Genomic DNA, 14,000 nt, shown 5'->3' with positions numbered 1-14,000 from the left:
TTACGTATTTATTAACCGTTGCTGGCTGGCGGTGACTCAAGACGTCTCTCATAAACTTCTGATTGTTGATGCAATAGCACCAATAACAGGCTGTTAACAGGAAATATCATGGCAGGAAATGACAGTAACTTAATCTGGATCGATCTGGAAATGACCGGGCTTGACCCTGAACGTGACCGCATCATTGAGATTGCCACCTTGGTGACCGATGCGAATTTGAATATTTTAGCCGAAGGTCCTGTGATGGCGGTTCATCAGTCAGATGCGCAGTTGGCGATGATGGATGACTGGAACGTGCGCACTCATACCGGCAGCGGCTTGGTTGAGCGGGTGAAATCCAGTATTTTTGATGACAATCTGGCGCAGTTGAAAACGATAGAGTTCCTGCAACAGTGGGTACCTGAAGGTAAATCACCGATTTGTGGTAACAGTGTTGGGCAGGACCGCCGTTTCCTCTTCAAATACATGCCGCAGTTGGAGGCTTACTTCCACTACCGTTATCTGGATGTCAGTACGCTTAAAGAGCTGGCGCGTCGATGGAAGCCAGAAGTGCTGGGTGGTTTTAAAAAGCAGAATACCCATCAGGCGTTGGATGATATTCGTGAATCCGTGGCCGAGCTGGCGTACTACCGCGAGCATTTTATCCAACTGTGATCATCGGTTATCCTGCGAGCCGCACATGTCCGGGTTGTCTTCTCTCACTGAATCACTGATTCATGTCAGACCATCGGAAGCCGTGCGTTTGCGGCCTTTCTGCAACTCGCATTATTTAGGCTATTTATTTTTAAAATCTTTTTAACCTACTGAAGAACATCCAATCCTTCCGATGTGTTGATTAAATCGCCGGTTTGTTCTTTTAATCGGCACTTGAACGAAAAACATGTTTTTTTGCTTTCAGGGGCTTGCTAGGGGAAGGATTTCTCGTATAATGCGCACCCCGTACCGGTGAACAATTTCATTGGGTGCGCAGAGCGGGAATAGCTCAGTTGGTAGAGCACGACCTTGCCAAGGTCGGGGTCGCGAGTTCGAGTCTCGTTTCCCGCTCCAAATTTTAAGTAGTTGATCAAGTTTAGAAATAAGTGCCATGTGACGCGGGAATAGCTCAGTTGGTAGAGCACGACCTTGCCAAGGTCGGGGTCGCGAGTTCGAGTCTCGTTTCCCGCTCCAAAATGTGTATCTTCAGAAGTGATGCTGTGGTTTTCCAACAAACCAGTTAACAGCAGGATGTATCATACATCTCAATGCGGGAATAGCTCAGTTGGTAGAGCACGACCTTGCCAAGGTCGGGGTCGCGAGTTCGAGTCTCGTTTCCCGCTCCATTTTATTCATTCAATCTCCAGGCCAGACAGCACGCCACTTACAGGCGCGTTACGTCATCACTTTACATTCTTTGTAGTAACTTTCTGAACAGACTTATCCACAGTTTTAGTTGGATTTTTACACAGTGCGTTTTCTGGTCTGTTTATTTTGTTAGAAAATAACTTGCTGAATTCAAATAACATTTTTTTATGAAAAAACGTTATCTTGATCACTTGCTCTTTCTTTTGCACTTGATTGTCAAAGCATTTATATTTTTATGCACAGATAAAAAGGTGGCATTGAAACATTTGTAATTGACACTTATGCATCGCGTGGTAATCCTTTTTCGACCACTCTAATCAGCCGTTTCGTCTGCGAAGATTGCACTTCCACCTTATTTTCATTCCTTCTTTTCAGTTGTTGCGCTATAGCCCATTCAATATGTTCGTCCAGCAGGCTATTTTCACCTCGCCGCGTTTGCAGCGCCAAAAGTACATTTTCTGCATAAGGCGCATTGCCCAATGCGACCGAAATATTACGCAACCAGCGTAAATGACCAATGCGTCTGATAGATGAACCTTCAGTTATCCGTAAAAACTTATCCTCATTCCAGGCAAAGAGATCGATAAGCTCCGGAGCATGTAATGCGGTGCGCGGTGTGAAATCTTCTTCGTCGGTGAGTTGCGAATAACGGTTCCAGGGGCAAATCAACTGACAATCATCGCAACCATAGATACGGTTGCCCATCAGCGTGCGAAATTCTTCCGGGATCGCTCCTTCCAGTTCAATCGTCAGATAAGAAATACAGCGCCGTGCATCTACGGTATAAGGCGCGACAATTGCACCGGTCGGGCAGATGGTCATGCAGGCAACACACTTGCCGCATTTTTCTTCCTGAGGCTTGTCAACTGGCAGAGGTAAATCAATCAGCAATTCACCGAGGAAGAACCACGAACCCGCTTCACGATTGAGAATGAGTGAGTGTTTACCAACCCAGCCAATCCCTGCTTTCGCCGCCAGCGGGCGTTCCATAATTGGCGCTGAGTCGACAAAAGGCCGGAAAGTGATTTCTGTGCCATGCTTTTTCTGACCATCAATTGTTATTGAATCAGCATGTTCAGTGCAGTGTGCTTGAATTTTGTCACCGAGTTTCTTCAGGCGTTGCCGTAGCAATTTATGATAATCACGCCCGAGTGCGTAACGGCTGACGTAGCCCAGTTCAGGGTTATTCAGTGTTTTGGCAAAAGCGGCGTTGGCGGGCAGATAATTCATTCGAACGCTGATGACACGTAACGTGCCGGGCAGAAGTTCATGCGGGCGCGCGCGCAGCATGCCGTGACGAGCCATCCATTCCATTTCGCCATGGTATTGTTTATCAAGCCATGCCTGCAATTTTGGCTCTTCAGCAGAAAGATCGGTATCGCAGATACCAACCTGCTGGAAGCCAAGGGATTGGCCCCATTGCTTGATAAGCTGGGCCAGGTGAACAAGATCAAGAGGGAGTGTCATGACTAACCAAAGTGAAGAACGTAACGCACTGAGTTTACCACATTCTGTTTTTTCTGCGGACTGGCTGCGTCAGGCGGAAAGTCATGCCGCGCAGGAAATCGGTATTTCGTTGTTTACGTTGATGCAACGCGCGGCGGTGGCGGCATTTCATCTGGCGCGGACGACGTTCCCGGCAGCTCACCACTGGCTGGTGCTGTGTGGGCATGGCAATAACGGCGGCGATGGGTATGAAGTCGCACGACTGGCGAAATCTGCTGGCATAAGCGTGACGCTTTTGGCGGTGAAAAACGCTAAGCCCTTACCTGATGAAGCGCAGACGGCGCAGAATGCCTGGCTTAGCGCCGGTGGGGCGGTCGGTGCAGCAGATACCCGCTGGCCACCAGATATTGATCTCATTATTGATGGACTGCTCGGGACCGGTTTAGCCTCAGCACCGTGTGCGCCCTATGACGCGTTGATTGTTGCGATCAATGCTCATGAAGCCCCGGTGTTGTCTCTGGATATCCCCTCAGGTCTCGATGCAGAGAAGGGGACTGTACCTGGTAAAGCGGTGCAGGCTACCCTGACCATCAGTTTCATTGCCCTCAAACCTGGTCTGCTGACCGGTAAAGCGCGTGATCATGTTGGGAGATTACATTGTGAGTCTCTTGGTCTACGTAGCTGGCTGGGCGGATATCCAGCCGTTTTACAGCGACTTGACGCCACCCAACTGGGTGACTGGTTACCTCTGCGTCGCCCATGCTCACATAAGGGCGATCACGGTAATTTACTGGTGATTGGCGGCGATATAGGTTTTGCGGGCGCGATCCTTATGGCGTCAGAAGCGGCATTGCGAGCGGGTGCTGGAATGGTGCGAGTACTTACTCACAAACAACATGCTGGACCGATTCTGACCGCCAGGCCCGAACTCATGGTGCAGGAGCTTAATGAAAAATCACTGTCAATCAGCCTTGAGTGGGCCGACGTCGTGGTCGTCGGACCCGGCATGGGGCAGAAAGCCTGGGGTAAAGCGGCATTCAAACAGGTATCTGAGAGCACGAAACCTGCTCTGTTCGATGCTGATGCGTTGAACTTACTGGCAATCACTCCTCAGAAACGGCAAAATCGAGTGTTAACGCCACATCCCGGCGAAGCAGCTCGTTTGTTGGGATGTTCGGTGAAAGATATTGAGAGTGACCGCTTACTTGCAGTACGCAAGCTGACAGAACGATACGGCGGTGTTGTCGTCCTCAAAGGTGCGGGCTCGTTGATTGCAGAGAATGGCGGACCAATGGCGTTGGCCGACGTCGGCAACGCTGGTATGGCGACCGGCGGCATGGGCGATGTACTTTCTGGTATTATCGGCGGATTGTTAGCTCAGCAACTTTCATTGTTTGACGCAGCCTGTGCTGGCGCGGTAGTGCACGGCGCAGCCGCTGACCGGATAGCCCTTTTGCAAGGTACACGCGGCATGCTGGCGACTGATCTTTTAGCGGTAATTGCTCCGTTAGTTAATCCTGACTTTAAAAAAAAGATATCACCCAATGAATCAACTACAACTCTCTCTGCCGGACGAAGCCGCAACGCTTAAACTGGGTGCCACGGTGGCCAAAGCTTGTACTGGTGCGACAGTCATTCATCTTTTCGGCGATTTAGGCGCCGGAAAAACGACCTTTAGCCGTGGTTTTCTTCAGGCGCTTGGGCATCAGGGCAATGTAAAAAGCCCTACCTATACTCTGGTAGAGCCTTATCAGTTACATCCGATGGCGGTATATCATTTTGATCTGTACCGTCTTGCCGACCCGGAAGAGCTGGAATTTATGGGCATTCGTGATTATTTTGCCCAAGACGCTATCTGTCTGGTTGAATGGCCGCAGCAGGGCGCCGGAGTCCTGCCTGAGCCCGATATTGAATTAACACTGGAATATCAGAATGATGGGCGAAAAGTGACACTGAAAGGGGTTTCTGCCCGCGGAATAAGTTTACTGCATCTGGTACAACAGCAAGGATCATCGTGCGATGAGTGATTGCTTCAAAAAGATTTTCCTTACTACGGCGCTGTTTTTTACGTCGATTTTGCTATTTTTTGCTTTGACACCACTGTCTGTATCGGCAGCAGGCATGAAAAATATCAATGTTTCCAACGGAGCGACCCAGTCGATAATCACCATTACTTTTGATGGGAAGCCTGACTACGCTTTCTTCCCGCTGCATAATCCTGAACGGGTAGTCATCGACATTAAACAAAGCGGTGTAATAAAAGGTCTGCCCTTGAATTTTAATGGTCAGAATCTGGTGAATCGGGTGCGCTCTAGTAATGCACAAGATGCTCACAGCCAACGACTCGTATTTGAGCTGACGCAAAAAGTGAAAACTAATGCGGTGGTTCAGGGAAATAGTGTTGTCTTCACGATGAACGCTGCAGGTACAAAAAGTGCGAGGCGTTCTGTTCCTTCGAGTACGTCAACACCGTCGCCAAATGCAGCTTTAACAAGGGAAAGCCGCGAACCAAGCCCCTTTGTCGGCAGTAAACTGACAGCAGTAACTCGCGGGCCTAAGTCAGACGCGACACTCACGCCGCGAACTCGTGGAAGTGACAGCAGTAATCAAGTGATTGTGGCAATTGATGCGGGGCATGGCGGGCAAGATCCCGGAGCTATTGGGGCTAATGGCCTGAAAGAAAAAAATGTCACTATTGCCATCGCCCGTAAACTGCAAGCCAAACTCGAAAGCGATCCGATGTTTAAACCTGTGTTGACTCGTGATGGTGACTACTTTATTTCGGTGATGGGACGTTCAGATGTTGCCCGTAAGAAAGGCGCCAATGTGCTTGTCTCTATTCATGCGGATGCCGCACCTAACCGCAGCGCTACCGGCGCATCGGTCTGGGTACTGTCCAACCGCCGGGCCAACAGTGAAATGGGTAACTGGTTGGAGCAGCATGAGAAGCAATCTGAATTGCTTGGTGGTGCGGGTGACATGCTGGCAAATACTGCTGCTGATCCTTACTTAAGTCAGGCGGTACTGGATCTACAGTTTGGTCATTCGCAACGCGTCGGTTATGACATCGCGTCGAAAGTGTTAATTCAACTGCGCCGCGTTGGAGCATTGCATAAAGCCAAACCCGAACATGCCAGCCTTGGCGTACTGCGCTCACCGGATATTCCTTCTTTGTTAGTGGAAACCGGCTTCATCAGTAACAGTCATGAGGAGCGGCTGCTTGGAAGCAGTGCGTATCAGGATAAAATTGCCCAGGCTATCTATTCTGGTCTGCACAATTACTTCCTCTCGCATCCGTTGCAATCCGGCCCAAAGGTCGAAAACCGTCCGTTGCTGGCCTCAGCAACGGCGGTTGATAGCAGCACTTCCGTTAACAGTTCCATGAGCCAGCCAGGGCCAGTTGAAGCAACGGCGGCCTCAGGTGGCGCAACGCAGATTCATAAGGTAAAACGCGGTGAAACGCTGACAGGCATTGCCGTTAAATATGGTACGACTGTGGGCGCGTTGAGTGATTTGAACAAGCTGAAGAAGGACGGCGTATGGGTTGGACAACGCTTGAAAGTGCCCGCGGGGACTAAAGCGGTATCGGTAAACAGCCAGAAAAATGCTGCGGTCAAAAAGAATGTGGAAAAACATAAAGTCACCCGCGGTGATACGCTGTCAGAGATTGCGTCGAAGTACGGGGTCAGCATGAATGATATCAAAACGGCCAATCACATGAAGTCTGGTGAGGTACAACTCGGCCAAACCTTAACCATTCCGCAGTCATAATTCGGCCCTTTAGTATCGGCGAGTTATGACGATTTACCTCTGGAGCCATTATGCCGATTCAGGTTCTGCCCCCGCAATTAGCCAATCAGATAGCGGCGGGTGAAGTTGTGGAAAGACCGGCTTCGGTGGTGAAGGAGTTGGTGGAGAACAGTCTTGACGCGGGGGCAACGCGTATAGACATTGATATCGATCGCGGCGGGGCTAAGCTTATCCGCATCCGTGATAACGGCTGCGGCATTGCTAAAGACGAACTGGCTCTGGCCCTGGCGCGTCATGCTACCAGTAAAATCCACTGCCTCGATGACCTTGAGGCCATAGTCAGCCTGGGTTTTCGTGGAGAAGCCCTGGCCAGCATCAGTTCAGTTTCCCGTCTGATGTTGACGTCACGCACTGCAACGCAACCCGAAGCCTGGCAGGCGTATGCCGAAGGCCGCGATATGGCCGTTACGGTCAAACCGGCGGCGCATCCACAGGGTTCTACAGTCGAAGTTCTTGACCTGTTCTTCAACACACCCGCCCGGCGCAAATTTATGCGCACCGAGAAAACTGAATTTACACATATCGACGAGGTAGTTCGGCGCATTGCGCTGGCGCGCTTTGATGTGGCCGTCAATCTCACGCATAACGGTAAGCTGATGCGACAATACCGTGCGGTGACAGACCCTGCGCAGTCGTTGCGACGGCTGGGAGCTATCTGTAGCCCGACGTTTGTGCAACATGCGCTTGAGGTAAAGTGGGAACATGGCGATTTGGGGATCCACGGCTGGGTCGCCGATCCTGCCGGATCGCGCAGCCTGACCGACATGCAATATTGCTACGTCAATAATCGTATGATGAAAGATCGTCTTATTAACCATGCGATCCGCCAGGCCTATCAGGATCAGTTGAAAGACGATCAGCAACCTGCCTTCGTGCTTTACCTGGACGTAGATCCGCATCAAGTGGATGTAAATGTTCATCCGGCCAAACATGAAGTCCGTTTCCATCAGTCGCGATTAGTGCATGATTTTATTTATCAGGCTGTGATGACGGTATTGCAGCAGGCCGCGAAACCTGATCTGCTCGCTACAAATCCTGTCGATGAAGACGGTGTGGAAATTGATGCACGGCGCTGGCAGCCCGAAAACCGCCAGGCTGCGGGAGGAAATCACTTCTCGCAACCGGCTGTGAAGCATGACGCCGCATCACGCGCCGTGCGGGAAAATGTCTTTCCTGCAACGTCGCGCGTCAGTCAACCACGTGAAGCGCTGTTTAAAGATGACAAGCCGCCTTACAGTCAACGACAGGGCGATGTGTATCAGCGCTTACTGCAACCGACCGGGCAGGTGCTGAAAGTCGAGGAGCCGGCAGCGGCGCTACCGACCAAAATTTCACATAGTCAGTTACCTGAGTCGACGTTGGACTCGCACAGCCAGAGTTTCGGGCGTGTTCTGACGATCTGCGCGCCGGAATATGCGCTGCTTGAGCGTGGGAAACAGCTGGTGCTGTTATCGCTACCCATCGCGGAGCGCTGGCTGAAGCGGGCACAATTAACGCCGCCTGAAGAGGGATTACGTCCTCAACCTTTACTTATCCCACTTAAACTCCATATAAACAAAGAAGAGCGCGCAGCGTTTACTCAGCATCAGGCATTGCTGCAAAAATTTGGTCTAGAGATGGTGATTGATCATCAGCGTGTGACATTACGCGCAGTACCTTTACCTTTACGCCAACAAAATTTACAAAAGTTGATACCCGACCTGTTAGGCTACCTTGTTGTTCAGCAGGAGGTGACGCCTGATGCGGTAGCTATGTGGTTTGCCCGCTACATGGGTAGCGATCATGAGAACTGGACCATTTCGCAAGCGATACAATTACTTACAGACGTAGAGCGTCTTTGCCCGCAACTCGTGAAGTCATCTCCGTCTGGTCTTCTGCAACCTGTTGATTTACAGCCTACTCTGGCGGCATTGAAGCGTGACTGACTTGAATACACATCCTTTACCTCCGGCGATCTTCATTATGGGGCCGACGGCCTCCGGCAAAACGGCGCTGGCGATATCATTACTTGAGCATCTTCCTGTGGAAATTATCAGCGTGGATTCGGCGCTGATTTATCGCGGCATGGATGTTGGCACCGCCAAACCGACTGAAGAGGAATTACGCGATGCACCTCACCGGTTAATCGACATCCTCGATCCCCGTGAAGCTTACTCAGCCGCTGATTTTCGCGCTGATGCCTTGCGAGAAATGGCTGAGATCACTGCGCGGAATAAAATTCCGTTGTTAGTCGGTGGCACGATGATGTATTTCAAAGCGTTATTAGAAGGTCTTTCGCCGTTGCCCCCGGCGGATCCGGCCATTCGACAGCGCATCGAAATCCAGGCAACAGAGTGCGGATGGGAGAGCCTCCATGACCAATTACGTGAGGTAGATCCGGTAGCAGCAATGCGAATTCATCCGAATGATCCGCAGAGACTGTCCAGAGCACTGGAAGTTTTTTATATTTCAGGTAAAACTTTAACCGAACTGACTAAAATTTCTGGTCAATCGCTGCCGTATCACGTACATCAGTTTGCGATTGCGCCGAATCAGCGCGAGTTGTTACATGAACGTATAGAACAACGCTTTAGTCAGATGTTGTTGAATGGTTTTGAAAACGAAGTGAGAACGCTGATAGCCCGAGGCGACTTGCATACGGATTTGCCTTCCATTCGTTGTGTGGGTTACCGCCAGATGTGGTCATATCTTTCTGGTGAAACCGACTACGATGAAATGGTTTATCGTGGTGTTTGCGCGACACGACAACTGGCCAAACGTCAGATGACTTGGTTGCGTGGCTGGGAGGGGGTTGAATGGTTGGACAGTGAAAAGCCAGACGAAGCCTTACGCCGTGTAATTCAGGTTGTTAGTGCATAGGTTGGGTGATTGTGTACAATTGATTAGTACTCAACGCGCAAACTTTTGATGTGATTTATTTTCGAGCCGATAGGCTCTGAGTTACAAACAACAAACTAATAAGGAAAAGATAGAATGGCTAAGGGGCAATCTTTGCAAGATCCGTTCCTGAACGCATTGCGTCGCGAACGTGTTCCGGTTTCTATTTATTTGGTGAATGGTATTAAGCTTCAAGGCCAGATTGAGTCTTTCGATCAATTTGTCATTCTGTTAAAGAACACGGTAAGCCAGATGGTGTATAAACACGCAATCTCCACCGTTGTGCCTTCCCGCCCGGTTTCTCACCATAGTAATAATCCAAGCAGTGGTGGTACCAGTAGCTATCATCAAGGTAGTACGCCTTCTGCGCAACCTGTGCAGGAAAGCGATGACGCTGAATAAAGCGCATTGCTGGTCAATCATGATGGGGCCCATAAGTATTCCGACTATGCTTATGAGTCCCTGGTTGGCAGTTTTTTTAAAAATGAGAGGTCATCAGCTTGTTTGACCGTTATGAAGCCGGTGAGCAGGCCGTACTGGTTCATATCTATTTCTCGCGAGACAAAGACACGGAAGACCTAAGCGAGTTTGAGTCTTTGGTATCTTCTGCAGGTGTGGAGACGTTCCAGGTCATCACGGGTAGCCGCAAGGCCCCGCACCCTAAGTACTTTGTCGGTGAAGGAAAGGCCCAAGAAATTGCAGATGCTGTTAAAGCAACTGGTGCATCTGTTATCTTGTTCGATCATGCACTGACGCCCGGCCAGGAAAGAAATCTGGAAGCGCTATGCGAATGTCGCGTGGTTGATCGTACCGGATTAATTTTAGATATCTTTGCCCAGCGCGCACGAACTCACGAAGGGAAGTTACAAGTAGAACTGGCGCAGTTACGTCACATTGCTACCCGACTCGTTCGCGGCTGGACGCACCTTGAGCGCCAAGGTGGGGGTATTGGTGCCAGAGGCCCGGGGGAAACCCAGCTCGAAACTGACCGCCGTTTATTACGCGACAGGATCACTTTGATCCTCAGCCGGCTTGAAAAAGTCGCTAAACAGCGTGAGCAAGGGCGTCGCTCGCGGATGCGTGCTGATATTCCAACTGTTTCATTGGTTGGCTATACCAACGCCGGTAAATCCACGTTGTTTAACCGTATCACTGAGGCCGACGTTTACGTCGCCGACCAACTGTTTGCCACCCTCGACCCAACGCTGCGCCGCATCATGGTTGTAGATGTTGGTGAAACGGTGATGGCAGATACCGTAGGGTTTATTCGTCACCTGCCCCACGATTTGGTTGCTGCTTTTAAAGCAACATTGCAGGAAACCCGACAGGCGACTCTGTTACTACATATCGTTGATGCAGCGGATATTCGCGTTGAAGAAAATATCGACGCAGTGAATACGGTGCTGGCAGAGATTGAAGCAGATGACATCCCCGTGCTGTTAGTGATGAATAAAATAGATATGTTGGATGACTTTGTCCCGCGTATCGACCGCAACGAGGAGAATTTACCGATCAGGGTCTGGCTTTCAGCCGTGACCGGTGAAGGTATTCCGTTGCTATTTCAGGCGTTGACGGAGCGTCTCTCTGGTGAAATAGCGCAGCATGAATTGCGTTTACCACCAGAGGCCGGCCGCCTTCGTAGCCGTTTTTACCAGCTTCAGGCTATTGAGAAAGAATGGATTGAAGAGGATGGAAGTATCGGTCTTATGGTGCGAATGCCCATTGTTGACTGGCACCGCCTCTGCAAACAAGAGCAGGAACTGAGTGGTTATGTCTGCAACCAGAACCTGTCTGATTTGGCCTGAAGAACACCAATCATAGAATAATGGAGCTATAACATGGCGTGGAATCAGCCCGGTAATAACGGACAGGACCGCGACCCCTGGGGAAGCAGCAATAATAGCGGCAACTCTGGTGGAAATAATTCTGGTGGTAACGATAAAAAGGGCGGCCGAGAACAAGGACCGCCAGATCTTGATGATATCTTCCGTAAACTCAGTAAAAAACTGAGCAGTTTCGGAGGTAAAGGTTCGGGTAATGGTAACGGAACCGGTAATGCATCGGGCCCGCAACATAGTATGAGCGGACGTATTGTCGGCATCGCTGTCGTTGCGGTTGTTGTCATTTGGGCTGCCAGTGGTTTCTATACCATCAAAGAAGCCGAGCGCGGCGTTGTTACCCGTTTTGGTAAATTTAGCCATCTGGTACAACCCGGTCTGAACTGGAAGCCAACGTTTGTCGATCAGGTTCGTGCGGTTAACGTCGAGTCTGTCCGCGAACTGGCTGCCTCTGGCGTCATGCTGACCTCCGATGAAAACGTCGTGCGCGTTGAAATGAACGTGCAGTATCGCGTCACCGATCCTGAGGCCTATCTATACAGCGTTGCTAATCCTGATGACAGTCTGAGTCAGGCAACTGACAGTGCGCTGCGTGGTGTTATCGGTAAGTACACTATGGACAAGATCCTGACCGAAGGTCGTACCACGGTCCGTAGTGATACCCAACGTGTGCTGGAAGATACTATCCGGCCATACAAAATGGGCATCACCATTCAGGATGTCAACTTCCAGACTGCGCGTCCGCCGGAAGAGGTGAAGGCCGCTTTCGATAACGCGATTGCCGCACGTGAGAGAGAGCAACAGTCTATCCGTGAAGCCGAAGCCTATGCTAACCAGATTCAGCCGCAGGCTAATGGTGAAGCACAGCGTAAGCTAGAAGATGCCAAAGCGTACAAAGCCCGTACCATCCTGGAGGCTCAGGGTGAAGTGGCACGTTTTGCCAAATTACTGCCTGAGTATAAAGCTGCGCCGGAAATTACCCGCGAGCGTCTTTATATAGAAACGATGCAAAGCGTTCTTAGCCATTCACGTAAAGTTCTGGTGAATGATAAGAGTAACAATCTAATGATGTTGCCGTTAGATAAAATTCTGAGTGGCAATAATGCCAGTACAGCCACGGATAGCGAAGATCACGGGCTTTCACCGTCAGTATCGAGTTTAAACGGTAACGTAAAAAGCAGCAGTGCTAATAACAGCGGTTCCCGTTCTTCTGGCAGTGTCATGGACCAACGTCGTGTTAACGCACAGCGTGACGATACACTTCGCGTAGGGAGAGAATAACAATGCGTAAGTCATTTTTACTTATCGTCGTTGTGGTGCTGGTGGCGCTTTATGCTTCACTGTTTGTCGTTCAGGAAGGCGAGCGTGGCATCGTTCTGCGTTTCGGCAAAGTACTGCGTGACGGCGACAACAAGCCATTGATCTATTCGCCAGGTTTGCACTTCAAGGTTCCTTTTGTCGAATCTGTGAAAACTCTGGATGCACGTATTCAGACCATGGACAATCAGGCTGACCGCTTTGTAACAAGCGAGAAGAAAGACCTGATCGTTGACTCCTATCTGAAATGGCGTATCAGCGATTTTAGCCGTTACTATCTGGCAACCGGTGGTGGTGATGTCTCCCAGGCCGAAGTTCTACTGAAACGTAAACTGAGTGACCGTTTGCGTTCTGAGATCGGTCGTCTGGATGTGAAAGACATCGTGACTGACTCCCGCGGGCGTATGACGCAGGATGTTCGGGATGCTCTTAACAATGGTTCTACTGAAGAAGTGGAAGCCACAACGGAAGCTGATGACGCGATAGCCTCAGTAGCCAAACGTGTTGAACAGGAAACCAAAGGTAAACAGCCAGCGGTGAATGCGAACAGTATGGCGGCACTGGGTATCGAAGTCGTTGATGTGCGGCTCAAGCAAATCAACCTGCCGGATGAAGTGTCGAGTGCAATCTATGACCGTATGCGTGCTGAACGTAACTCGGTTGCTTTGCGCCACATCTCCCAAGGTAAGGAGGAGGCAGAGAAGCTGCGTGCGACTGCTGACTACGAAAGAACCCGTACCGTGGCTGAGGCTGAACGTACAGCTCGTATAACGCGTGGTGAAGGTGATGCCGAAGCAGCGAAACTGTTTGCGGATGCCTTCAGTCAGGCTCCCGACTTCTATGCTTTCATTCGTAGCCTCCGTGCATATGAAGAGAGCTTTAAGAGCGGTAACGATGTCTTGGTATTAAGTCCGGACAACGACTTCTTCCGCTTTATGAAGTCCCCGGATAAAACCAAACCGTAATGGTTTGTCGGTATTCAAAAGGCCCTTAACTGGGCCTTTTGTTTTATGTGGACCTGATAAGCACACTGAGAAATTTGCAAAATGAACTCGAGTATATGGTTAGCATTGGGGTTGGTTTTGGTCCTGGAGGGTCTGGGACCAATGCTTTATCCAAAAGGGTGGAGAAAAATGATCCAATCAATGACTCAGCTTCCTGACAGCATATTACGCCGCTTTGGCGGGGCACTTGTGGTTGCAGGCTTCGTAATTTACTACATGTTGCGTAATAAGACCGGTGGGTAACGATTCGTTACATTTTGACTGCGACTTCGCTGTTTGATGTGTAGCACGTATTCTAAAATTTTCACGTAACCGTATACTAAAAGTGCTGGAAACCCAGGATTGAGATGTTAGAATCCTTTTTTAA

At 50.1% G+C, this 14,000-nt stretch carries 12 protein-coding genes and 3 tRNA genes; 14 read left to right on the top strand and 1 reads right to left on the bottom strand.

Going from position 1 to position 14,000, the window contains the following annotated elements:
- The first annotated feature begins 108 nt into the window (after positions 1–108).
- From orn to IEV89_RS09725, 4 genes are all read left to right on the top strand, one after another.
- Positions 109–654: an oligoribonuclease gene (gene orn / locus IEV89_RS09740; protein WP_188472973.1), complete on the top strand. Its 546-nt coding sequence runs from the start codon at positions 109–111 to the stop codon at positions 652–654.
- A gap of 317 nt (positions 655–971) precedes the next feature.
- Positions 972–1,047, top strand: a tRNA-Gly gene (locus tag IEV89_RS09735).
- A gap of 44 nt (positions 1,048–1,091) precedes the next feature.
- Positions 1,092–1,167: transfer RNA gene (locus IEV89_RS09730), tRNA-Gly, on the top strand.
- A gap of 76 nt (positions 1,168–1,243) precedes the next feature.
- Positions 1,244–1,319 (top strand) — tRNA-Gly (locus tag IEV89_RS09725).
- 301 nt (positions 1,320–1,620) lie between these two features.
- Here the strand turns inward: IEV89_RS09725 and queG are convergent.
- On the bottom strand, positions 1,621–2,808 hold the full coding sequence (queG, locus tag IEV89_RS09720; protein ID WP_188472971.1) for a tRNA epoxyqueuosine(34) reductase QueG: 1,188 nt from the start codon (positions 2,806–2,808) through the stop codon (positions 1,621–1,623).
- On the opposite strand from queG, the gene nnr reads away from it, so the two are divergent.
- The 10 genes from nnr (at position 2,807) to IEV89_RS09670 (ending at position 13,876) form a co-directional block, all read left to right on the top strand.
- Positions 2,807–4,378 (top strand): bifunctional ADP-dependent NAD(P)H-hydrate dehydratase/NAD(P)H-hydrate epimerase, encoded by a 1,572-nt coding sequence (gene nnr, locus IEV89_RS09715; protein ID WP_188472969.1) that lies wholly within the window; start codon positions 2,807–2,809, stop codon positions 4,376–4,378. The two genes, queG and nnr, sit on opposite strands and share 2 nt — an antisense overlap.
- Positions 4,332–4,814, top strand: coding sequence for a tRNA (adenosine(37)-N6)-threonylcarbamoyltransferase complex ATPase subunit type 1 TsaE (tsaE, locus tag IEV89_RS09710; RefSeq protein ID WP_188472967.1), 483 nt, complete (start codon positions 4,332–4,334; stop codon positions 4,812–4,814). The genes nnr and tsaE overlap by 47 nt, the downstream gene beginning before the upstream one ends.
- Positions 4,807–6,558: an N-acetylmuramoyl-L-alanine amidase AmiB gene (gene amiB / locus IEV89_RS09705; RefSeq protein WP_188472965.1), complete on the top strand. Its 1,752-nt coding sequence runs from the start codon at positions 4,807–4,809 to the stop codon at positions 6,556–6,558. The genes tsaE and amiB overlap by 8 nt, the downstream gene beginning before the upstream one ends.
- A 50-nt stretch (positions 6,559–6,608) precedes the next feature.
- On the top strand, positions 6,609–8,522 hold the full coding sequence (mutL, locus tag IEV89_RS09700; RefSeq protein ID WP_188472963.1) for a DNA mismatch repair endonuclease MutL: 1,914 nt from the start codon (positions 6,609–6,611) through the stop codon (positions 8,520–8,522).
- 37 nt (positions 8,523–8,559) lie between these two features.
- Complete coding sequence (miaA, locus tag IEV89_RS09695) at positions 8,560–9,456, top strand: tRNA (adenosine(37)-N6)-dimethylallyltransferase MiaA (protein ID WP_373283367.1); 897 nt, start codon at positions 8,560–8,562, stop codon at positions 9,454–9,456.
- A 114-nt stretch (positions 9,457–9,570) separates the two neighbouring features.
- A complete protein-coding gene (gene hfq / locus IEV89_RS09690; RefSeq protein WP_188472959.1) occupies positions 9,571–9,876 on the top strand; it encodes an RNA chaperone Hfq in 306 nt (101 codons plus the stop codon).
- A gap of 98 nt (positions 9,877–9,974) precedes the next feature.
- Complete coding sequence (hflX, locus tag IEV89_RS09685; protein WP_188472951.1) at positions 9,975–11,279, top strand: ribosome rescue GTPase HflX; 1,305 nt, start codon at positions 9,975–9,977, stop codon at positions 11,277–11,279.
- Between the two features lie 33 nt (positions 11,280–11,312).
- The gene (gene hflK, locus IEV89_RS09680) at positions 11,313–12,593 is read left to right on the top strand and encodes an FtsH protease activity modulator HflK (protein ID WP_188472942.1); all 1,281 of its coding nucleotides are present in this window, start codon (positions 11,313–11,315) and stop codon (positions 12,591–12,593) included.
- 2 nt (positions 12,594–12,595) lie between these two features.
- Complete coding sequence (gene hflC, locus IEV89_RS09675) at positions 12,596–13,594, top strand: protease modulator HflC (RefSeq protein WP_188472940.1); 999 nt, start codon at positions 12,596–12,598, stop codon at positions 13,592–13,594.
- Between the two features lie 81 nt (positions 13,595–13,675).
- On the top strand, positions 13,676–13,876 hold the full coding sequence (locus tag IEV89_RS09670; protein WP_188472938.1) for a DUF2065 domain-containing protein: 201 nt from the start codon (positions 13,676–13,678) through the stop codon (positions 13,874–13,876).
- Positions 13,877–14,000: the final 124 nt, after the last annotated feature.

Origin of the sequence: Hafnia psychrotolerans (assembly GCF_014639435.1) — a bacterium.
Lineage (GTDB): Bacteria > Pseudomonadota > Gammaproteobacteria > Enterobacterales > Enterobacteriaceae > Ewingella > Ewingella psychrotolerans.
This window is presented reverse-complemented; position numbering and strand designations above follow the sequence as displayed.